This window comes from Peptoniphilus ovalis, assembly GCF_018919265.1.
In the GTDB taxonomy this organism is placed as follows: domain Bacteria; phylum Bacillota; class Clostridia; order Tissierellales; family Peptoniphilaceae; genus Peptoniphilus_A; species Peptoniphilus_A ovalis.
The window spans coordinates 20,124-42,994 of record NZ_JAHLQO010000007.1 but is presented as its reverse complement, the minus strand read 5'-3'; the positions used below and the strand labels follow the sequence as shown (position 1 = coordinate 42,994).

The 22,871-nt window shown below is 30.4% G+C and carries 21 protein-coding genes, 1 other RNA gene and 1 other annotated feature; of the genes, 2 read left to right on the top strand and 20 right to left on the bottom strand.

Annotated features, from left to right (window positions below; genetic code table 11):
- Positions 1–345: 345 nt before the first annotated feature.
- The 7 genes from KQI68_RS10130 to KQI68_RS10100 all read right to left on the bottom strand — a co-directional run bounded on the left by KQI68_RS10130 (position 346) and on the right by KQI68_RS10100 (position 5,164).
- Positions 346–894 carry a LuxR C-terminal-related transcriptional regulator gene (locus KQI68_RS10130; protein WP_216550010.1) on the bottom strand — a complete coding sequence of 183 codons (549 nt, stop codon included), beginning with the start codon at positions 892–894 and terminating at the stop codon, positions 346–348.
- Positions 887–1,900, bottom strand: coding sequence for a LacI family DNA-binding transcriptional regulator (locus tag KQI68_RS10125; protein ID WP_216550009.1), 1,014 nt, complete (start codon positions 1,898–1,900; stop codon positions 887–889). The genes KQI68_RS10130 and KQI68_RS10125 overlap by 8 nt, the downstream gene beginning before the upstream one ends.
- On the bottom strand, positions 1,884–2,804 hold the full coding sequence (locus KQI68_RS10120; protein ID WP_216550008.1) for a diacylglycerol/lipid kinase family protein: 921 nt from the start codon (positions 2,802–2,804) through the stop codon (positions 1,884–1,886). The genes KQI68_RS10125 and KQI68_RS10120 overlap by 17 nt, the downstream gene beginning before the upstream one ends.
- Positions 2,805–2,890: 86 nt before the next feature.
- A complete protein-coding gene (locus KQI68_RS10115) occupies positions 2,891–3,385 on the bottom strand; it encodes a hypothetical protein (RefSeq protein WP_216550007.1) in 495 nt (164 codons plus the stop codon).
- A 24-nt stretch (positions 3,386–3,409) separates the two neighbouring features.
- On the bottom strand, positions 3,410–3,964 hold the full coding sequence (locus KQI68_RS10110) for a YtxH domain-containing protein (RefSeq protein WP_216550006.1): 555 nt from the start codon (positions 3,962–3,964) through the stop codon (positions 3,410–3,412).
- Between the two features lie 94 nt (positions 3,965–4,058).
- A non-coding RNA gene (gene ssrS, locus KQI68_RS10105) (6S RNA) lies at positions 4,059–4,244 on the bottom strand.
- 29 nt (positions 4,245–4,273) lie between these two features.
- Positions 4,274–5,164, bottom strand: a complete 891-nt coding sequence (locus KQI68_RS10100) for an RluA family pseudouridine synthase (protein ID WP_216550005.1) — start codon at positions 5,162–5,164, stop codon at positions 4,274–4,276.
- Positions 5,165–5,238: 74 nt separating this feature from the next.
- Here KQI68_RS10100 and KQI68_RS10095 point away from each other — a divergent pair, with 74 nt between their 5' ends.
- Positions 5,239–6,042, top strand: a complete 804-nt coding sequence (locus KQI68_RS10095; RefSeq protein WP_216550004.1) for an NAD(+)/NADH kinase — start codon at positions 5,239–5,241, stop codon at positions 6,040–6,042.
- 122 nt (positions 6,043–6,164) lie between these two features.
- On the opposite strand, the gene hydF is transcribed toward KQI68_RS10095, so the two are convergent.
- From hydF to KQI68_RS10060, 7 genes are all read right to left on the bottom strand, one after another.
- Entirely contained in the window at positions 6,165–7,340 is a 1,176-nt protein-coding gene (hydF, locus tag KQI68_RS10090; protein WP_216550003.1) for a [FeFe] hydrogenase H-cluster maturation GTPase HydF, read from the bottom strand.
- Positions 7,340–8,761 carry a [FeFe] hydrogenase H-cluster radical SAM maturase HydG gene (hydG, locus tag KQI68_RS10085; RefSeq protein WP_216550002.1) on the bottom strand — a complete coding sequence of 474 codons (1,422 nt, stop codon included), beginning with the start codon at positions 8,759–8,761 and terminating at the stop codon, positions 7,340–7,342. Before hydG ends, hydF begins: the two co-directional genes overlap by 1 nt.
- Entirely contained in the window at positions 8,754–9,809 is a 1,056-nt protein-coding gene (hydE, locus tag KQI68_RS10080) for a [FeFe] hydrogenase H-cluster radical SAM maturase HydE (RefSeq protein ID WP_216550001.1), read from the bottom strand. The genes hydG and hydE overlap by 8 nt, the downstream gene beginning before the upstream one ends.
- An 86-nt stretch (positions 9,810–9,895) precedes the next feature.
- The gene (locus KQI68_RS10075; RefSeq protein WP_216550000.1) at positions 9,896–10,180 is read right to left on the bottom strand and encodes a PspC domain-containing protein; all 285 of its coding nucleotides are present in this window, start codon (positions 10,178–10,180) and stop codon (positions 9,896–9,898) included.
- Between the two features lie 10 nt (positions 10,181–10,190).
- On the bottom strand, positions 10,191–13,616 hold the full coding sequence (locus KQI68_RS10070; RefSeq protein WP_216549999.1) for a pyruvate carboxylase: 3,426 nt from the start codon (positions 13,614–13,616) through the stop codon (positions 10,191–10,193).
- A gap of 111 nt (positions 13,617–13,727) precedes the next feature.
- On the bottom strand, positions 13,728–15,929 hold the full coding sequence (locus KQI68_RS10065) for a DUF3160 domain-containing protein (protein ID WP_216549998.1): 2,202 nt from the start codon (positions 15,927–15,929) through the stop codon (positions 13,728–13,730).
- Complete coding sequence (locus KQI68_RS10060; RefSeq protein WP_216549997.1) at positions 15,911–16,513, bottom strand: hypothetical protein; 603 nt, start codon at positions 16,511–16,513, stop codon at positions 15,911–15,913. Before KQI68_RS10060 ends, KQI68_RS10065 begins: the two co-directional genes overlap by 19 nt.
- A 106-nt stretch (positions 16,514–16,619) precedes the next feature.
- On the opposite strand from KQI68_RS10060, the gene KQI68_RS10055 reads away from it, so the two are divergent.
- Positions 16,620–17,192 (top strand): xanthine phosphoribosyltransferase, encoded by a 573-nt coding sequence (locus KQI68_RS10055; RefSeq protein WP_216549996.1) that lies wholly within the window; start codon positions 16,620–16,622, stop codon positions 17,190–17,192.
- A gap of 39 nt (positions 17,193–17,231) precedes the next feature.
- Here KQI68_RS10055 and KQI68_RS10050 read toward each other — a convergent pair whose 3' ends face one another.
- The 6 genes from KQI68_RS10050 to KQI68_RS10025 all read right to left on the bottom strand — a co-directional run bounded on the left by KQI68_RS10050 (position 17,232) and on the right by KQI68_RS10025 (position 22,769).
- Positions 17,232–17,789 carry a tryptophan transporter gene (locus KQI68_RS10050; protein WP_216549995.1) on the bottom strand — a complete coding sequence of 186 codons (558 nt, stop codon included), beginning with the start codon at positions 17,787–17,789 and terminating at the stop codon, positions 17,232–17,234.
- A 72-nt stretch (positions 17,790–17,861) separates the two neighbouring features.
- Positions 17,862–18,093, bottom strand: a binding site (T-box leader).
- A gap of 93 nt (positions 18,094–18,186) precedes the next feature.
- On the bottom strand, positions 18,187–19,281 hold the full coding sequence (gene csaB, locus KQI68_RS10045; RefSeq protein ID WP_216549994.1) for a polysaccharide pyruvyl transferase CsaB: 1,095 nt from the start codon (positions 19,279–19,281) through the stop codon (positions 18,187–18,189).
- 4 nt (positions 19,282–19,285) lie between these two features.
- The gene (locus tag KQI68_RS10040) at positions 19,286–20,623 is read right to left on the bottom strand and encodes an O-antigen ligase family protein (protein WP_216549993.1); all 1,338 of its coding nucleotides are present in this window, start codon (positions 20,621–20,623) and stop codon (positions 19,286–19,288) included.
- Complete coding sequence (locus KQI68_RS10035) at positions 20,614–21,156, bottom strand: hypothetical protein (protein WP_216549992.1); 543 nt, start codon at positions 21,154–21,156, stop codon at positions 20,614–20,616. The genes KQI68_RS10040 and KQI68_RS10035 overlap by 10 nt, the downstream gene beginning before the upstream one ends.
- A gap of 7 nt (positions 21,157–21,163) precedes the next feature.
- Positions 21,164–21,646 carry a DUF4330 family protein gene (locus KQI68_RS10030; RefSeq protein WP_216549991.1) on the bottom strand — a complete coding sequence of 161 codons (483 nt, stop codon included), beginning with the start codon at positions 21,644–21,646 and terminating at the stop codon, positions 21,164–21,166.
- Positions 21,633–22,769, bottom strand: coding sequence for a glycosyltransferase family 4 protein (locus KQI68_RS10025; protein ID WP_216549990.1), 1,137 nt, complete (start codon positions 22,767–22,769; stop codon positions 21,633–21,635). The genes KQI68_RS10030 and KQI68_RS10025 overlap by 14 nt, the downstream gene beginning before the upstream one ends.
- Positions 22,770–22,871 lie beyond the last annotated feature (102 nt).

The following is a 22,871-nucleotide window of genomic DNA, read 5'->3' as shown; positions in this document are numbered from 1 at the left end:
CTGGTTTGCTTTGTGATTTTATCACGATTGTTATCGATTATATCGATTTTATATCTTCACACTATTTAATTATCATGTTTCTTGCTACCTCAACGAAGTAGCTTATTTATTATAACTTCGTAATTTTACTTTGTCAAGTGTTTTTTACAAAATTTTTAGAATTTTTATTTTGTATTTACACCGACTTTACAGAAGTCATGCTGTCTTTCGAGACAACTATTATAGTTTATCATCTGTACTTATTCTTGTCAACTGTTTTTTTATTTTATTTTTAAAAAAAATAACAGCTGTTTTCGACAGCTGTTATATATTACTATTTTATTTATTACATGTCAAGTAAAATTTTCAATTATTTTCTTCACTATAAATTATTAGATCATAATAGTTAATCCTTAGATCATCTCTACCTTTAACTTCAAGTTTCTTATAAAGCTTAGTGAGATTATTCTTCACAGTTTTTTCACTTATATATATTGTCTGGGATATTTCTTTATTAGACTTACCTCTAATAATTTCTTCTATTAGATACTTCTCTCTTCTTGAAAGTTCTTTTAATACAGTGTATTTTTTAATCCTGTTTTGTTTTAGCTCTTTCAATTTTTCTTCTATATATATGTGATTTCTAAGTGTTTTATCTATCGCTTCTAAAATAGAATCTTCAGATGTATCTAATCGAATAATTGAATAATCATTATTAAGTGGAATTATTCTATTTTTTAATAATCTAATTTTTCTTACTTTTTCTTTTGCTAGCTCTTCTTTTTCAAATAACAATAAATCTATTTCTTGTAGGTTTTCTAATTTATTGTAGTCAAATACTTCATAGTCTTTTAATATTTCTTTAAGTCCTACTTTAATTATATGGCTATCTGTTTGAATCGCTATATTAGTCATTAATATCCTTTACACTTTCTCTTTCAAGAATTTGCGCTGGAAGAAGTACACTTTCTGAGAATACTCCTTCTTCTTTTTTTATTTTCTTTAAAATTTTACTTACAGATACTGCTCCTATATCGTAGTATGGAATTTTAACTGTTGTAAGTTTTGGCCTGTAAATATTAGATATTTGTGATCCACCAAATCCTGTGATTGAGATATCATCAGGTGTTCTAATTCCATTATCTAGTAATAGGTTCATTAAGTGAATTGCCAAGCTATCAAAGGATGTAAATATTGCTGTGATATTTTTATCCTTAATTGTTCTTAGAATATTTTCTTTTTCATTTAAAATAGCTTCTTCTGTGAGTCCTTCTGAATAAAGATTAGTTATTTCAAGACCATGTTCTTTCATGGCTCTATTGTATCCTTCAACTTTATCTTTTTCATAAGTTCTATCTATATCTTTTCTAATTGCAAGTGAAGCTATATTTTTATGTCCCTTTGACATTAAGTAAGACACCATTTCATAACTTGCTTTTTCGTAATCAATATTTATGTCAAATTTTTCATTATCATAGAAATTAGAAATAATTACATAAGGAATCTTGCTTTCTTCTAATTTATATTCAAGTTTTGGATTGTGTAAATTTGAAATTACAATTATACCTTCAACTTGTTTTTGTGAAAGTAAATTTGCAAATTTAACCTCAGATTCTATTTCACCATAGGAGCTACTCAAAAGTATGTCATATTTATACATTCTACCAACTTCTTCAACTCCTCTAAGAATTTGAGCAATAAAGTTTGATCCAATGTCCTCTACTATAACCCCAATTAGATTGGATTTTTTAGTGACAAGAGATCTTGCTACTTCATTTGGTTTGTAATCTAGCACTTCAATTGCATGAAGTACTCTTCTTCTTGCTTCTGGACTAACAGGTTTGGAGTCATTAATTACTCTTGAAACTGTTGAAATAGAAACATCTGCCATTTTTGCTACATCTTTAATAGTTGATGCCATGTCTTCCTCCTTCTGGTACAATTATTGTAAGTTTTTTCTCAAGGACCTTAAATGTCATTGGAAGTTCTGAAGTTCTCTCTCCATCTACATCAATAACTACATTTTGATCACATCCTAGGGTTATTTCTTTTGTTTTTAAGTAAATTACCTTGTCGTGATCCACATGTCTGCCATTAACTAAATTTGCTATAAGCTCAGGTATGTCATAAAACTTCATTTGTTTAAATATTACGACATCTAAAAATCCATCTGATACATCTGCGAAGGGAGCCATTTTTTTAAATCCACCAACAGATGTAGAATTAGCTATTAAAAATATAAGTGATTGTTCTTGACTTTCCAGTTCATCACAAGATATTTTTAAATCAATTGGATCCTGTTCTTTAAAAAAGTTCTTTTCGATTAATTCCTTGGCACCTTCAATATAGTATGCCATATTGCCAAGAGTTTGCTTTTTTTCAGCAGGAACTGTATAGGCAATTTCAGTCAAAAATCCTCCTGCTGCAACATTAATAAAAACTCTATCGCCTGCCATGCCAAGGTCAATTTTTTTGGTATTAAAATTTTTAATCATCTTATAAAATCTCGCAGGAGTGGATGGTAGATTTTGTGAGTTCGCGAAATCGTTAACAGTACCACTTTGTAAAATGGCAAGAGGAGTATCAACTCCTGATTGATATATTCCATTAACAACTTCATTTACAGTTCCATCTCCACCAGAGCAAATTATAAAATCCTCACCACTATATTCTTTTGCAAATTTTATTCCGTCGCCTTCTTTATGAGTAAATAAAAGTTCGATTTTATATTGGTCTTTACTCATAAGTTTGATTAGCTGTAGTATTTTCGATAGAGCTGCTTCTCTTCCCGAATTTGGATTAGTAATAATTTTTACTCTTTTCATGTTTTCCTCCAACTAATTTTATTATACTACAGAATTTACTTTAGTAAATAAAAAAAGACGAAGTTATTCAAACTTCGCCTAAATTCTTATTTAAAAAATACTTCTCTAAGAGTTTTTGTCAACTCTTTAAATATATAAAAGTAGTCAATTGCATTATTTGAGCTAAGTGAAATAGTCTTAGCAGTATCAGAAATTACATCTGAAATATTTGCAACTGTGTTTGAAACTCTGTAACTTGCATCATCAACTTGTCTAGTAAGACCGTTAACTGTATCAGATACAGATCCAACTGTTCCCATTAACCTTTCAACTTCAGGTTTTACACCTTGTACAAGTTTAGTAGCATCATTAGAAATTAAGTTTACATTTGTTGAAATGTCCTTTGCATTGTCCATGATTGTAGGAACTGTCTTAATAGTGTGATCAAGTTCACCTTGGTTTCTTTCAATTATTTCATTTACATTCTTTAAAATTTTAAAAACATTAAGTAACACTAAGAAAAGTGCTACAAGTGCAGCAATGGCAACTATATAAAGTAGAAAACTCAATAGATCTCCCACAGTAAATGCCTGATTCATCATTTATTTACCTCCTATCTATTCCACTTATTTTGTGTGTTTTTCTACGTCCTTTTTAGTTTCTTCTACTGTTTCTTTTACATTTTCAGATGATTTTTTTGCTTCATCTTTGATATCTTTTGCACCTTTTTTAAGGTCGTCTTTAACATTTGTTGCTGTAGATTTAACTTCGTCAGTAGTATTTTCTACATCTTCTTTAATATCTTCTGCTCCAGCTTTTACAACTTCGCCAATAGCTTTAGCTTTAGCCTTAGCTACTTCAACATCTTCGTCGAATTCAAGCTTTCTTACAGCAGCTCTTTCTCTAAGATCTTCGTAAGTTTTCTTAGCTTGTTCGCCAGCTTGATATGCTTTAAATTGGATAGTGTCCTTAGCATCATTAGCAGCGTTTATAGCTTGGTTAGCAGCATATTTAGATTTATCTGCAATTTCTTCACGAGTTTTTTTACCTTCTTGTGGTGCAAATAAAATTCCACCAAGTGCTCCAAGAGCTACTCCTGTGAAAATTTTAGAAGCTTCTCTAAGTCTTCTTCTTCTAACAGCTTCGTTGCGTTTTTCTTCTAAATAATCAAATAGTCCCATAATAATTCTCCTTAAATTTATTTATTAAACTTATGTATTATTTACCCTTTGGGCAAATATTTAATCACCTTTGTAAAAAATAATTTTACAAAAAAATAAGTCCACAATGCCGTAACTCTATTAATTCACACCCGCCCATTATTCATGGTGGGTAAAAACTTGATTGCATCTTCTGACTTCCCCTCAATGGGGGCTTGCCATCCCATGCATATACACAGCTTCCCGTGTGTTCTTTGTCGGTTGAATTAACTAGAGCAAAAATCGAACATCGCAGAACTTACTGTAAATATTATACAACAACTCTATATATTAATCAAGAAAAGCACTTTTATAAAAGTTGAAGTCACTTGGAGCTTTTGCCTTAATTTCAACGAATTCATCGCATCTAACTTTTTTTAACTTTATATAATATGAGTGAAGGGCTTGTCCATGGATTAAATCTGATTTCTCAAAATACAATTCATCTCCAATAATTGGATGACCCAAGTGAGATAGGTGCACTCTAATTTGGTGAGTGCGACCAGTGTGTAAAGTCAAAAGAAGTAAACTCATATCTTTATATTCATCAATTATTTCATAAGAAGTTTTTGAATGCTTTCCTATTGCATAATTTACTTCTCTTCTTATTCCATCCTCTGAAGTTGCAATTGGTGCATCTATAACTCCACTTTTCTCTTCAAAATGTCCTTTACAAATAGCAATGTATTTTTTAACCATTTCATCTTTGAACTGACTTGATAATTTATCTTGTGCATAAGAATTTTTTGCAACTAAGACAATACCTGATGTATCTCTATCAAGTCTATTTACAAATCTAACTTTTCTTTTAATATTATTCTTATCAAAATATCCAAGCATGTAATTTAAAAGAGTCCCGTGGGAGTCATCTTTTGCAGTGTGAGTCACCATATTCTTTGGCTTATTAACTGCGATAATATCATCATCTTCGTAGAGAATATCTAAATCCATAAGTTGAACTTTTCCATTTGGATTTTCATCTTCAAACCTTACAGAAATAATATCTCCTAATTTTAATTTCTTATTCTTTCTAATTTTTCTACTATTTAGATAAATATTTCCTAGCTTAATTGATTTTGTAATAAATCTTGAAGATAGTCCTCTTTCTCTTAGGTAATCATTAATTTTAATTTCTCTATCTGCTTTAAAATTTATAAAGTCTCGGGAATTTAACCTATACATTTAACACCCCTAGTCAACAACTATTTATTCGTTTATAATATAAGCAATAATAAAAAAAATCAAGGGGGTGTACCTTGTCTAGACCAATAATTAATATACTTTCTAATGCAAACTTTGAATCGAAAAAAACTGCTTCAACTCTACATAAGGAGCTTTCTAATAATGGTTTTGAACCTTTTAATGGATTTAATAAAAATGCAAAGCTTACAATATGTATAGGCGGAGACGGATCTTTTATAAAAGCAGTTCACAAAAATGATTTTCCAGAAATGCCCTTTGTCGGAATTAACACTGGCCATCTTGGATTTTATCAAGAAATTAAGCCAGATGAAATTGAAAAATTTGTATTAGATTATAAAAACGAAAATTATAAGATAAATGATATTAAGTTAATAAGATCGGACATTTATACTAAAAATAAAACTTATAAAATGTATTCAATAAATGAAGTTGTGCTAAAGGCTGCTCATTCAAAGACAATTCACATGAATGTGTTTATTGATAGAAATCATGTGGAGAAATTTTCAGGCGATGGAATTTTAGTTTGCACACCTTCGGGTTCAACTGCTTACAATATGTCATCAGGTGGTGCTATAATTTACCCAAGTATTCACGTACTTCAGATGACTCCTATATCTCCTGTGAGTTCATCAGCTTATAGATCACTAACTAAGTCAGTTGTAGTGCCAGGCTCTCATACAATTTCTCTAGTGATTGAAAAAAGATATAAAGATTCAAACCTACTTCTAGTAGATGGATCAGAATACTTCTTTAATAATCTCCACAGAGTTAATGTTAGGCTTTCAAATAAAGTGATTAAAAAATTATCTTTTTCAAATAATTCATATTGGGATAATTTAAAGGATAAGTTTTTATAATAAAAACACTGAATAAATCAGTACCTAAATTTAACAAAATAAAACCCACTATAAAATCAAAATTGGTGAGCGTTATAGTGGGTTTGTCTACAAAATAATCACTGAATCAATCAGTGGTTTTTTTAGTATTTTATTTTATCAAGTATGTTCTTAAAGTAAGCTATTGTTATTCCATAATTCGTAATAGGAATATTTTTACCATTAGCTGTTTTTATTCTATTTCTAATATTAGTAGAGTTAAGCATGCATCCGCCGCATTGTATAATAAGGTCATATTCTTCAATATTTTCTGGAAAAGCGGATCCACTTAATACATCTACTTTAATGTTTTTATTTAGTTTATTTCTAATTAAATTTGGTATTTTTATTCTTCCAATATCTTCTTCCGCCGGTGCATGAGTACAACATTCAGCGATTAATATTTTAGAATTATCCTTTAATTTAGAAAAAGCTTTAGTCCCTTCAACATAAGAATTAATATCTCCCTTTAATTTTGCAAATAAAACGGAAAATGAAGTTAGAGCTGTATCTTTTGGTTTCTTTTCAAACACTTCTTGAAATACAGATGAGTCGGCAACTATTAAATCTGGGTTTTTACTCATTACATTTAAAGCATCTTCTAATTCTTCAAGTTTTACCATCATTACAATACAGTCTCTATCTAAAAGTTCTCTTATAGATTGAACTTGTGGAAGAATCAATCTATTTTTAGGTGCTGCAATATCTTGTGGAATAACTAAAAGAACTAAGTCCTTTTCTTCCACAAGCCCATCGAAAAGTCTCTCTTCTATTTTAGGACTAAACTTCAATAATTCTCTTAAAAGTAAATCAATTCCAATATTTTCTCTAGCTGAAACTTCAACTATCGGGAGATTATTAAATTCATTTTTTATTTTAACTATTTCAGTAGAATTTAAATTATCAATCTTATTAATTGCAATAATTTTAGGTGTATCTTTTAAATCATCAATTAATTTCTTTTCCTCATTTAAATTCGTATCTGATATTACTATTACTGCAATATCAGTCTTTGCCATGACTTCTCTAGTCCTCTTTAAACGAACTTCTCCAAGTTCAGTGTTGTCAGTAATTCCTGGAGTATCCATTAAAAGACATGGTCCTAAAGATTTTATCTCCATTGATTTATAAACTGGGTCAGTTGTAGTTCCTTCAATCTCAGAAACTATAGAAATATCTCGCCCAGCAAAGGCATTTATTAGGGAAGATTTGCCAGCATTTACTTTTCCAAAAAAGCCAATGTGTATTCTGCTTCCTGAATTTGTCTTGTTGAGTTCCATTAAAATCTAAAGTCTCTCTTTCCTTCTTTTTGCATTTCGTCAATGTATTTTGTTGCAGCTTGGCGAACTCTATCCTTAGGTATTTTTTTAAGTTCGTCTCTTATTAATTTATCTCCAAGTTTATTTGTTTTATCATCGCCATAGTCGAGCATATATTCCTTTAAAGTCATTAAAGCGTTTGGCTGACAATAATTTAATATTTGGCCTGACTTGCAGAAGTGCATGAATCTATCTCCAGTTCTGCCAGCTCTATAGCAAGCTGTACAAAAACTTGGGATATATCCAAGTTCCATTAGCCAATCCACAACTTCTTGCAATGTTCTGTGGTCTGCAACATCAAATTGAGCAGAGTTTTCTTCTATTTTTTCTTCCCTAACATAACCACCTACAGAAGTTCTTGATCCGCCGGAAATTTGACTCACTCCTAGTTCCAATGCCTTTTCTCTAACCTTTTGAGATTCTCTTGTTGAAATAATCATTCCTGTATAAGGAACTGAAACTCTAATTAATGCTATTATATCTTCAAATATATCATCTGCTAAAGAATTTTTAAAATCATTAGGGTCTATATCATCAGCTGGTTGGATTCTTGGAACAGAAATTGTATGAGGTCCTACTCCAAATCTTGCTTCTAGGTGTTCAGCATGCATTAAAAGTCCAACTAATTCATATTTATAAGTTTCAAGGCCAAATAATACACCTATGCCCACATCATCAATGCCTGCTTCCATTGCTCTATCCATTGCTTCAGTGTGATAATTATAATCATGCTTTGGTCCTGTTGGATGAAGTTCCTCATAGGATTTTTTATTGTAAGTTTCTTGGAACAATATATAAGTTCCAATCTCAGCATCTTTTAATTTTTTATAATTTTCTACAGTTGTGGCTGCAATATTTACATTTACTCTTCTGATTTGACCATTTTCATGTTTTATAGAGTAAATGGTTTTTAAAGATTCAATTACATATTCAATAGGATTATTAATTGGATCTTCTCCAAGCTCAATTGCAAGTCTCTTATGTCCCATATCTTGTAATGCTATAACTTCTTCTTTGATTTCTTGTTGTGATAACTTTTTTCTTCTAATATTTTTATTCTTATAGTGATATGGACAGTAAACACATCCATTTACACAATAGTTTGAAAGATAAAGTGGAGCAAATAAAACAATTCTATTTCCATAATGATCTTCCTTTATTTTTTTAGCTAGTTTTTTGTATTCTTCTTTGATTTCGTCATCTTCTGATAAAAGTAAAAGAGCAGCCTCTCTGTGATTAAGACCCTTTTCTTTTTTAGCTTTTTCTAAAGTTTTGAGTAAAAGAGATTTATTGTTCTTATTCTCATTTGCAAACTTTAGAGTATCTAATATCTCCTCATGATTAATAAACTCTTCTGCAATTTTAGATTCTGGTCTATACATCCTTTTCCTTCTTTCTATTGTAATCTCCTCTTGATGTGGAAATTTCATAACCAATCTTTTTTAACTTATCTGATAAACCAATATAGTCATCAGAATTTTCAATCTGAGTTCCTATTTTATTATTGTATAAAGTGTAATTCTTTCTAATCTTTTCCTCGCCTAAATTAGGCATTAATACATTTGCACCTGCAAGTATTCCAAGTTCTCTGCCAGTTTTATGGATGCTTCCTAGGGCCGTTGTTGCAGGGAGAAGAATCTTTTCATTTGCAATTCTTACAATTGAAAGTATTTTTAATACATCTTCTAATTTACCTGCAGGATAATCTCTAAAGGGAGTATCTTTGTTTGGAATAAAAGGACCTATCCCGACCATTTGAGGTTTTAACTTTAAAATTAAATTTAAATCTTCATATAAATTTTCAATAGTTTGGAATGGAGAACCTATCATCATTCCACAGCCTGTTTGAAATCCCATTTCCTTTAATTTAAAAATTGTTGAGATTCTATTATCAAAACTCATGCTCTTAGGGTGTAGCTTTTCATAATGAATTTTAGAATTTGTTTCATGACGCAGTAGATATCTATCTGCTCCAATATTTTTAAGTCTTTCTAAATCATCAACAGATCTTTCTCCAAGAGATAGAGTCAGGGCTGTATCCTTATGAACTTCTTTAATACCTTTTATAATTTCTTCAAGATAGTCGATATCATAAAAATCATCTTCTCCACCCTGAAGAACTATGGTATTAATATTAAAACTTTTAGCATATTGAACTCTACTTATAATTTCTTCCTTTGTCAGCCTTACCCTATTTACATTTTCATTTGCATTTCTAAGGCCACAATAATAACAATTATTTTTGCAATAAGTGCTTATTTCAATTAAACCTCTTATGTATATTTTATTTCCAAAATTCTTAAGAGATAATTTTCTAGCATACTCGTGTAAATCTTTGGCATCTTTTAAATTAAATAGAAATTTAAATTCTTCCAAAGAAATCACTTTTTGATTGTAAAATTTTTCACAAAGATTAATAACATCATTCATATTTTCTTACCCGTAAACTATTATATTCTTTTTATATTATTTATCAAGTTTATATAAATTAAAAAAGTACCCCAAAGGGCACTTTCTTAATAGAAATCTTCTTCGTTTTTATCTTTTCTAGTTTCTGTATATTCTCTATACTCTCTTTCAAAGTCGTCGGCATTTTTTCTTGGCTCGTCAATTCTTCCATAAGGTCTTTCTGGCATTATAATTGCAAGTGCAACATAAGCAAGTATTCCAAATCCGCCACCTATTGAAATTAATACAAATAAAATTCTAACTATTGTGGAATCAATATTAAAATATTCTGCAATTCCTCCACAAACTCCAGCCAACATTTTATCTTCTCTTGATCTGTAAAGTTTTTTCATAAGCTCTCCTTTACTCTAAAATAGCTAAAAGCTCACCACTTTCCACCATGTCATTTTCTCTAACTAATATAGTTTTAATTGTTCCATCTACATTTGCCACGATATTAGCTTCCATTTTCATAGCTTCTGCTATAAATAGTTTATCACCTTTTTGGACTTTGTCACCATCTTTTACAAGAATTTTCACAATTTTGCCAGGTATAGAAGATCCAATTTCCTTTTCATTATTTGGATCAGCATAAATTTTTTCGCTTTCAAATTTTCCGCTGTCCTTAACAGTTTCATCTTTAATATTAATTGTTCTTCTTGATCCATTTATTTCAAAAGTTAGATTTCTTGTTCCATTTTCTAGAAGTTTTCCAACTTCAATTAGAGTTACTATTAAAGTTTTCCCTTCTTCAATGGAAATTTCTGCACTTTCGCCTTCCATTAATCCGTGGAAGAAAATATCTGAACCAATTCTTGTTACCTCTCCATTTTCTTTGATGTAATTTACATAATTGTCAAATACTTTTGGATAAAGTGCGTAAGATACTGCATTTTTATCGTCATCTTCTACACCTATTTCTCTTAGATGTTCTTTAATTTTGTCAAAGTCTTCATCAGGAAGAAGTTCTCCAGGTCTTACTGTGATTGCTTGTTCTGATTTTAAAATCATCTTTTGTAAATCTTCTGGGAATCCACCATAAGGTTGGCCCATCATGCCTTTGAAATAAGTCATCACAGAATCTGGATAGTCTAAGTTTTTGCCTTTTTCTAAAATATTTTCAGGAGTAAGTTCATTTTGAACCATAAAGATTGCAAAGTCTCCAACCATTTTTGATGATGGTGTAACTTTTACAATATCTCCAACCATTTCATTTACTTCTTTGTACATTTCCTTAACTTCTTTAAATTTATGTCTAAGTCCAAAGCTTTCAACTTGTGGTTTTAAGTTTGAATATTGTCCTCCAGGAATTTCATATTTGTAAATTTCTGTAGTTCCTGATTTTAAATCTGATTCAAAGTTTTCGTAAACTGGTCTAACTGCTGCCCAGTATTTTGAAATGTCTTCTGCTTTATCTAGGTCAATTCCAGTGTCTCTATCTGTATTTTTAAGTGCTGCAACAACTGAGTTAAGTGCAGGTTGAGATGTTAGTCCACTCATTGAGTTTACTGCAGTATCTGCAATGTCAACTCCTGCTTCTGTTGCTTGTAGGATTGTAGCTACACCATTTCCTGTAGTGTCATGAGTGTGCAAGTGAATTGGAATTGAAATTTCATTTTTTAGAGCTTTGATTAATTTTTTAGCTGCATAAGGTTTTAAAAGTCCACTCATATCTTTAATGCCAAGAATATGAGCTCCAGTCTTTTCAAGTTCCTTTGCAAAGTTTACATAATATTCAAGTGAATATTTGTCTCTGTATTCATCAAGCACATCTCCTGTATAGCACATTGTAGCTTCTGCAATTTTTCCATTTTTTATAACTTCTTCTATTGAAAGTTGCATTCCAGGTAACCAGTTAAGCGAGTCGAAAATTCTAAATAAATCAACACCTCTTTCCGCTGATTCTTTTATAAATTTCACAACAACATTGTCTGGATAATTTTTATATCCAACAGTATTGTTACCACGCACTAGCATTTGAAGAAGCATATTAGGCATTTTTTCTCTTAGAATTTCAAGTCTTTCCCATGGATCTTCGTGCAGGAATCTGTAGGCAACATCAAAAGTTGCTCCTCCCCACATTTCAACTGAGAAAAGCTCACCCATGTTATAGTTTAATGCTTCTGCAATTTTTACAAGGTCGATTGTCCTCATTCTTGTTGCCATAAGAGATTGATGCGCATCACGCATAGTTGTGTCAGTTAAAAGTAGTTTCTTTTCATTTAAGATATAATCTTTTAATCCATCTGCACCAAACTCTTCGAAGATTTGCTTAAATCCTTTGAAATCTCTCTTCTCAAATTTTGGAACTTGAGGGACATCAAAGTTTTTATTTAAAGTCTTGCTGTCATTTACAACTTTTTCTCCGATTATTCTCATAAGTCTAAGTTCTTTGTCCTTTGAACTTTGAATTTCAAATAATTCCTTATGTTCTTCAATAAAACCTGTGTCGCAAGTTCCCTTTTTAAATTCTTCAGTATTTAAAACATTTAATAAAAATCCAATATTAGTCTTTACTCCGCCAATTTTAAGCTCAGAAAGTGAACGCACAGTCTTTCTAATTGTATCTTTCCAAGTTCTTGCTTGAGTAATTACCTTGACAAGTAGAGAATCGTAATAAGGAGAAATAACCGCTCCTGTAAATCCATTGCCACCATCAAGTCTTACTCCAAATCCTGAGGATGAACGATAAAGGTTAATAGTTCCAGTATCAGGCATGAAGTTATTTAAAGGATCTTCTGTTGTCACACGACATTGAATGGAAAATCCATTGTGCACTATGTCATCTTGTGATTTAATTCCAATTTCTTCGCTTGAAAGTTCGTGTCCCATGGCAATTAAAATTTGTGCCTGAACAATATCTATATCTGTACACATTTCTGTAACAGTGTGTTCAACTTGAATTCTTGGATTGACTTCTATGAAGAAGTGATCTCCCTTTGAGTCAACTAAAAATTCAACAGTCCCTGCATTAGAATATCCAATTGAATTTGCAATTTTTAGTGCATCTTGGCAAATTTCTTCTCTTAATTCTACTGGTAGAGAAAATGCCGGTGTATATTCAATTACCTTTTGATGACGTCTTTGAATTGAGCAATCTCTTTCATAAAGGTGCACAATATTCCCATAATTATCCCCTAATATTTGCACCTCAATATGTTTTGGCTTGTGAAGATATTTTTCAATAAACATTGAGTCGTCGCCAAAGGCTTTTTTAGCTTCATTTTTTGCTGATTGAAATTTATCTAAAAGTTCATCTTCACTTTCAGCAATTCTCATTCCACGGCCGCCACCACCTGCAGCAGCTTTTATCATAACTGGATAGCCACAGCTTTTTGCAAATTCTTTTGCTTCTTCTTCACTTCTTATAGGTTTTTCAATTCCAGGAATAGTAGGCACCCCTGCCTCTTTTGCGACAATTTTGGAAGTTATTTTATCCCCTAGTTTTTCCATAACTCTCGCTTCTGGTCCTATAAATGTGATTCCTTCTTCTTCACACTTTCTCGCAAACTCAGGATTTTCAGATAAAAATCCATAACCTGGGTGAATTGCATCTACCCCTTTATTTTTTGCAAGATTTATAATCTCATCAATATCCAAATATGCATCTAATGGAGATTTGTCCTTACCAATTAAATAGGACTCATCTGCCTTAGTTCTAAATAGAGATAAACTGTCTTCTTCAGAATAAATTGCAACTGAGCGAATCCCTAATTCTCTAGCTGCTCTAAATATTCTAATAGCAATTTCTCCACGATTTGCAACTAAAATACGCTTGAACTTCTTCATATTTGTCCTCCCTTATATTTTTCTAAATATTATATATCAAAAACGTGATAAAGTGTAGCATATTTTAAAAGTTTGTCACAATAAAAAATGACTCAGATAATGAGCCAAGTTTTAATATTCATAAGAAAATTCTAATTTTTCTTTTTCTTCAGTAATTAAATCTTTATACCAAGTTGGATAATCTGTTTTTTCGTTATACACCATTTCTTGCCATTTCTCATCTGTAAGTCTTTCATCGTTTAAAAATTCAAAATAAGAGAAAGTTGCACCCTTACCCATGTAGAGCTTACCTTCATGAGGATAAACTGCATATATTTCCATAGGTCTTCCTGTACCAATATGAGATAATTTTCCAGCAGGAATTCCTGTAGTGTTTTCAACAACTCTCATTAAATCTACAACTACTGGCATTCTTCTATCAGTTGCATTTTGTATTTCAAACCAATTTGAAACTTCAAACTCACTATCTGATTCAACAAAATCAACCATTAGAGCTTCCATTTCGCCACCAATTGTGTAAAGTCTTGTAAACTCTTCTTCAGTAATTTTAGAGTTTTCAAGTTCTTTAACAGAAATTGTTGCTAGAAAATCTACAAGTTCTTTGAAATTATCTAATTTATTTTCATATTCTGTTGAGAGCATTTCTCTGTCTTTTAAATTGACTTTTGTAAATTCAAGAAGCCATGAAAGTTTATTGTAAAGTTCAACATTGGGCTCAACATAGGATTTCGGAATTTCAATTTCTCCTCCGCCGCCCATTTCTGCCATAACTGCCTTACCATAAAGAACTGTGTCGTGCTTAAGCTCTGCATATGAGCCAAGAGCTGAAACTAAATCTTTTCGCTTCCAAGCATCATTTTGCATAAACATTGGATAACCCTCGCCAAAGTCTTGAGTGTAAGACTGTAGCATCCACAGCCATCCTCGGTATAGATTTTTTTGCCAATCTTTTTCGCTAAAGTTTTCAACTGTCTTTATGTTTTCTTCAGTTCTCTTTGGATAGTCCTTCCAATGTGAATTATATGGATCTTCCTTTGTGATTTCTCTTGCCTTAATACTACCTAGAGCAGTCATTAAATCAAGTCCAGAATAAATTGGTCTTTCAGAAGGCTTGTTATCTGCTGCAATATCTACTACATTTTGCATCAATACATTATCTATTACTGCTCTTTGTGGCATAAGTCTAAAAGATTTTCCCATAAATCCAGCAATTTGTGGATTTGGAAGCTCTTCTATTAAAGCTGCTACTGCTTTTATTTTCTTTGAATCATTTAATTCATTTACATCAAATTCTTTACCATAAACTCCGTATAGAAATCTAGCATATTCTCTGATAGACAAATCATCTGCATTCTCTACTAAGAAGTCAATTGGCTCTACAATATCTTCCCAAGTCTTTAAAAGTTCTGGATTTTTATAAATACTGTGAGTTAATAGAAGTCCTTGAAGAATTTTTTCTTCGTTAACTCCATTTTCAAGTGGGAAAAGACCAATTTGTCCATAATACATTGTACCCTTGAAATATTTTTCAAGTTCTTCACTTCTTGTGTAATGTCCGCGTGGTGTAAGTTGTGAAAAGTCAACTTCTTTATCTGCGATAACAGAATGTCCCACTTCTTGAGACTCTGCACTGGCAATTTCACTATTTACTAATTCTTTAGCTTCTTCAGGAATTGAATATTCTTCTCCCAATAAATGTAAATCAGTTGCTATCATTGCAATATTTTTAAGTTGAGCTTCTTTTAATTTCTCATCAGTTAAATTATTATAAATATTAATATTTCCTTCTAATAATTTTTTATTAAAATCAATTGATTTTGGATAGAGCTCATTAGTTTCTAAATTTCTCAAAAATCCATCGTAGAATATGTGGAAAATATGAGTCATTGAATCTGTAGTTATAAAATTTGCTATTTCAGTGTACACATTTTCTTCATAAATTTGATGAATTTGATCGTATTCATACTCCCATTCACCTTCTGGCAGATAATAGTTGTCAGAATTTTTAGGTTTAGTAATTACAAAGGCATTTTCAACTAATTTGTTTTTTTGATTTTCTGTAAAATTTCCAAATTTAGAAATATTTTCGATATTGGATAAATCTGATTTAATTTCGTACTTTGTAACACTTGGAGTAAATTCGCTCTTTTTAAACTCTATGAAATTTGTCTTAGTCTCCATTTCATCAAGAAATGCAGTGTCCTCTACTTCAACTTTTGGTTTCTCGACTGCAGCACTTTTTGAACCATTATTGCACGCAGTTAGAAGTGCAAGAGACATAAGACCCACTGCTATTAATCTTTTTCCACGCATAGTATTTCATCTCCTTTAATTTTTAATAAATACTTTTTGTCATTAATCATTACATAATCATCTACTAGCTTTATTTCTTCGTCATAAGTCTTACTTGAATAATTTCTCTCAAAGGCAAAGTTTGTAAAATCATAACCTCCCATTAAATATTTACTATCAATGTTTTTCTCAACTGCAATTATTTCATCAAGACCATCCTTATCAATATCTTTCATTGTAAAATTTACCATGGGATTATATAGTCTTGAAATTCTAAGCTTAGGTCTTAGAGCCTCACTTTTATAATCAATATTGTAGAAGAAAACCCTCTTAGTTTCTTCTTTATGTAGTGGTGTTTTCTTATAAACTCCTATTGCTATAACATTTTTATGTCCATCAACATTACAAAACTCAACTTTCCAAGGTTTCAAATCGCTTACATCAATCTGAAATTCTTTGTTTTCATTTTTAATTTCAAGACTATATTCATTTCCAACAGAATAAATAATTGCACTTTTTTCGCCTTTAAAATCACTGTCTATTAATTTTTGCTTAGAAGGACTGCAAGCAGTTAAAAATAGTAGAATAAAAATAATTAACTTCATAATTTGATTATATCACTTTAGCTTATTAATTAATAGATTCGAGGGCTTAAATTAAACTTGAATACTCTTTACATTTCAATTAAAATAGTTCTATTAGGGGTGTGAGATGAATTTATTAGAAGAAAGAATTGTAAAAGATGGAAGAATTCTCGATGGAAATATTGTGAAAGTGGATTCTTTTTTAAATCATCAATTAGATATAGAATTTTTAGACAAACTTGCTGAAGAAATGGCAGTGTATTTTAAAGATAAAAAGATAAATAAAATTCTTACAATTGAGGCAAGCGGAATTGCACTTGCAACAGTAGCATCAAAGCATTTTAACAATGCAAAAGTTGTATTTTGTAAAAAGCAAAAGACATTAAACATTGGAAGCGATGTGTATGAATCAAAAGTTGAATCCTATACTACCAAGAAAAATTACAATATTACTGTATCAAAAAGATTTCTATCTCCTGAAGATAATCTACTTATAATAGATGATTTCTTAGCTGAAGGAAATGCTTTAAAGGGACTAATAGATGTGTCAAAACAAGCTGGTGCAGAAATATCTGGAATATCTGTTGCAATAGAAAAGGGATTCCAAGATGGTGGAAAAATTATCAGAGATATGGGTTACGATCTTCTATCACTTGCTATAATTGACTCCATAGAAGATGGAAAAATTAAATTTAGATAAAATTAAGGCACGATATAATTGTAATCGTGCCTTTTCTTATTAAAATCTTGTTAACTTATAAGCTCTGTTAATAATTGTTGCAATAAATCCATTTGCACATGCAGTTGGCATAACTAAAGTTAAAACTGGAATTAAAATTCCTCTTTGCATTATTTTCATTGTAGGAGGAAGTCCAACTAATTTTCCTATGAAGTAATAAGATGCAAAATAAATATAGCCTGAAAGAATAGTTGATAAAACAACTGCAGCTGCAAAATAAATCAAATTATTCTTATATTTTTCTCCAAACATATTGATTATAAACAAGAAGAAAAATCCTGAAATCAATTTGTCAAATAAGGATGCCACTGTGCCCACAGGATTAACTTGCGTAAAACCTGTTAAAAGTCCTGCTGCCACTGTAATTGCAAAAACTTCTTTCTTGTTATTAGAAATTGCAATTGCAACAAACATACATGCCAGTAAAAAATCTGGCCCACTAAAAACTGTGTGGGTAATTGCCCCCACTGCCAAAAGTATTGCTGAAATAACCATTACCCTTGTGCTTTCTTTTCTCTGTGAACTTCTGTCACCATAAACTCTTACTTTCTCACTCATTTTTCTCGTCTCCTTTAAAATATTTTTAAAGGATATATAGTATCAAGGAATAAAAAAATCCATTTACTCCAATTAAGGAGCAAATGGATTATTTGCGGTGCCATCCTTATTGCAAGAAAAATCTTGCATCTCTTTTCAGATACTAACATATCCTATCTCGATAACGGGAGAAATCCGTCTTAGCTACTATAATTCGCCTCGCACTCATAGACCCATTCACTTAAAATAAATTACCAATTTCCACCAAACATTGGCTCTCTATAAATTATCAATTAAGCTACTACTTTCTAATCAATGTTTTATTTATAAACTATTATACTTTAAAAAAATTAACTGTCAATAGTAAAATTAAAAATTTTTAATTAATTTTAAAAATACTATGGCAAAACCATAGCATTTATTTTTCTAAAAGCTCTATAGCTATCTCTATATTTCTCTTAGATTTACTCTTCATTTTGTTTGTATTTTTTATAAGTGTCTGTCTTCTATCTTCAAGATTATTAAGTGCACTTTCAACTTTTTCATTTAAGTCTTGTACTTTGAAATTTCTAATGTCAATATATTCGATGACTCCCAATTCTTTTATCATAGCTTCAACTTTTGGATCGTATATTATTCCAACCATTGGAAGTGAAACATTAGCTGCATAGATTAATGAATGGAGTCTCATTGCACATAGAAGTTTTAATCTTTTAAAGATTCCCATTAATTCTTCTGCTGAATAATTGTTTTTTATAATTTTTAGTTTGTCCTTATTCTTTGTGTATTTTAAAATCTCATCTGAATATACATTGTCCCTTGGCATGTGAAATGGAACGAGAAGTACATCGTGACCTGCATCGATTAAATTATCAATTTCTTCTGCAAATTTTTTCTTTAATCCCTCGTCATTTTTATAATCTCTTAGACAAAAACCTATTGTATTTTCTGAAAGCTCGATTTCTTCTATTTCAAGTATCTCATCTATTCTATCATCGCCTGCTGCATCAAGAGAAAAAACAGGATCTGCTGTTACTTCGATATTTTCATTTTTTACGCCTAGATTTTTAACAAATCTTCTAGAAAGTTCATCTCGAAGAGTAATGTAATCAACTTTATTTAGCACAAATCTAGTAATCATCCTGTTTAATTTCTTGTCAATTGGTCCAATTCCATTGGCGTAAACATAGACTTTTTTTCTCAAAAATTTAGCCATAAGTATCACGGAAAGATAGTACAAAATAGATCTTGTGGAAGTAATATCTTGAAGAAGCGATCCACCTCCAGATATAAATAAGTCAGAGTCTCTAAAGGTATTAAAAACTTCGCTTATAGAAAATCTGTCTACAGCATCAATTTTATAAACTCTCTTAGTTTTCTCAGGATTTTTAGACAGTGCTATAATTTCCAAATCCATATTCAGTTTTTTAAAATCAGCAACCATTGCCTTTAATATAGCATCATCACCCGAATTATCAAATCCAAAGTAACCTGATACAACTATTTTATTCATAAAATCACTCTGTCTCTAAACTTTCTTTATCTAATTTTTCGTTTTTTTCAATTCTAATCGCTGTAAAAATTATTCCTATAATTATCCAAAATGTAAATATAATTCTTGGAATGTATAAGAAATGCTCTACAAGTCCATGACCCATAATTCCAATAATACTTGAAAATAATCCTGCTCCCAAATATTTAAAATACTTATCTTCAGATTTAACTAGATGTACATAGGCATATTTTAAAGTTGCAAGAAGAAGCAACATAAAAAATATAAATCCAACTATCCCAATTTCTGCAGTTATTTCAAGATAAGTGTTGTGAGCGTGATATATTGGCATAGTTCTAATATATCTTTCAAAAGTATCTTTGAAAGGAACATAACCAAATCCAACACCTGCTATAAAATTATCTCTAATTACATCCATTGTGATGTCCCAAATTTTTATTCTATATAAATTTGATGAGTCAACAGTTGATCCAATGGATACTAGTCTATCGATAACCTTTTGAGGTAAAAATGCAAGTCCACCAATTCCTATTGGTATTCCTAAAAGTAAAAGTCTTTTGTCAACAAGTAACACAAAGCTTAGTGCTGCAAAGGCAATTCCTACCCATCCACCTCTTGAAAGAGTCATAAGTATGCATAGTAATAATAGTCCCGTTGAAGCTGCAAATAAAAATTTCTTTCTAAGACTTTTTGTATACCAAGTCATTCCAACTGCAATTGGAGTTAAAAGAACTAAGTACTCTGCCAATATATTTGGATTGAAAAATACAGAATAAACTCTAACTGCAATATCAGTGTTATTTTCAGTATCAAGCCATTCAGGTCTCATTTGTACTCCTGTGAAATATTGAATAATTCCTAGAAGTGCAACTAAAAGAGCTGACAACATAAACACTGAAATAAATCCATTTAATTCTCTTTTTGTCTTTATTGAATTTGTAAGAGCAAATACAAAACTCATCCCAGCTGCATTAAGTGCTAAGTCTCTTAATGATCCCATGGGCTTTACTGATGTAAATGTTGAAAAAATTGCAATAAATGCAAAAATTGCAATGGGAACTGTAAGTTCTGTTACACTAAATTTTTCTCCAAAAAGCATTGATTTTAATAGTAAGAAAAATCCCATTGATAAAATCATTATTAACCCAAGTGCATCAGGAAGAAACGGATATAAAAAGGCTGCTGCATAAAGCCCGATTTTTATATCATATAAAACCAGTAGTAGTCCACAAATACCTGCAAGTGCAGCTATAAAAAATTTAGTTCCTAAAAAATAATAAACTAAGGCTACAAGAATTGTTGATAAAAATACAAAATTTATCTTTCTAGATTTTACCACCATTCTTCACCACCCTTGTCTAAATCAAAAAAGCTAAGGAAAAATTCTAAAACCTTTGAATCCTTTATAATTTTTAAATAATAGCCCTTAAAAATAGAAGCAATTAGTCCAAAAATCATTATAAATAGTGGAATAACAAAACTTTCTCTAACAATTAGAGAAATAATTGTAGTTACAAGTCCACAATAAAAAATAATATTTGAAATTATTCCCATTACTTCATCAAAATTATCTAAAGAATTAAAAGTTTGAGATAATAATATTGATTTATCGATTTGAGGAACTAATACTTTCCTTAGAAAACCCATTAATTTTTCAATTAATTTAAATAATTTACTGTATATCTTATAAATAAAAGAGCCTTTAAAAATTGGCTTTTCATTATTTAAAAATTCATGTACTTTAGAATTTTCTATAGCAATAGTAATTGGTCTTTTTATTGCATCAAAGATTTTCTTTGTAAAACTATCTTCATAAAGTTCTAAGGATAAATCATGTGCTTTAATAAAAAACCTTAAAGTTACTGAATTAACCATAATTCACCTAAATTTCTATGCCTAAAATTGTCATAAATGTTGTAATATTTTTATTTTTAATTCTGATTTGACTACCAACTCTAACTTGTTCAGTACCTATTTGATAAAAATCTTTTGTATCTTTTATATCAGCTTTGATTTTAATTTCTGCTCTAAATTTATCAGGAACTTCAGCTCTAACAACTTTTCCTTGGTATTCAACTTCATCAGTGTGAGGACCAACCTCTACATTAGCTATCTCTCCAAGATAAGTTCCTTTGTCATAATCATAAATTGGATCTCCAACTTTGATATTTTTAACAGTCGCCTCTCTAATATCAGTAATCTCTGCAGTTACAACTCCTTGTTTAGTGCTCACATCTCCCACTGCTGCCTTAGTTCCAAATCTCTTTACACCAACTACAACAAGTGCAAGAACAAGAAGAATTACAACTAAGTCTATAACATTAATAAGTCCAAAGAGTCTTCCTCTTTTGTCAATTATTTTCATTTTTTCCTCCATCTAAAATTTCTTTATAAATTTCATATTGTCTATTTCCCATAGACTCATGAGAATAGTCATTTTTTACTAAATCTCTTATATTTTCGCCTAATTCTGCAAGAAGCTCTCTGTCATTATATAGTTTTAGAATATATTCAGACAATTTTTCATAATCATAAACTTCAAACAAATATCCAGTTTCATCATCTTTTATAATTTCAGGAATTCCACCAGTTCTAGTAGAAATTGTAGGCACCTTAAGTAGTGCCGCTTCCATAATTACATATGGAAAAGACTCCGAAATACTTGTAAGTACATTAATATCTATCGCATTAAAAAAGCTGTACTTGTCCTTTATAAAACCTAAGAAATAAATTTTATCTTCGATTTCATAAGACTTTGTCATTTCTTGTAGCTTCTTATTTTCATCGCCTTCGCCTGCTATTAAAAATAATATATCTGGATTTACATCAAGTGTCTTTTTGCAAGCTTTAATAAATGTCTCGTGATTTTTCACTTTATCAAGTCTTGCAGCAATTCCAACTAATAACTCTCCATTGAAATTAATTTTATACTTCTCTAAAAAAGTGGTCTTAGGAATGTAATTAACTTCCTCTTCTGTGTCAATTCCATTATAAAGTACGTGAATCCTATCCTCTTTAAAACCTCTTTTCATAAGCATTTCTTTAAAATTATCACTTACACAAATATAGTAATCGAATTTTTTAAGTGCTCTCTTGTTAAGAGTTGTATAAATTAAATTCTTATAAAAATTATCTTTGAAATCAAGCATATAGTCGGAATGAATAGTTGTAATCATGGGCACATTAATTTTACTTTTCAAAAACATACAAATAAAATTAGCTCGTGCTCCATGTGCATGAACTATATCATAATTATTATTATTTATTTCGTCACTTAACTTAGAAACGACTGAAAGGTCCCATCTTTTCTCTTGATAAAACACTTCTATATTAAGGCCTCTTTCCTTAGCCTCGTCATAGAAGGTGTCTTTAATAAAGCATACAATTTTTGCATCAACTTTATTTTTTAAACCTTTCATCAGCGTAAAGATATGGGTCTTTGCACCACCTGTATCGCCGCCACTAATTAAATGGAGAACTTTAATCATAACTCTCCTCCTTATCATTTAAAGTATACAATAAATTCAAAATAATTTGAATAGATTTAAATTAATTTGATTATTGATTTATCTTGATATTATTGGGGTAAA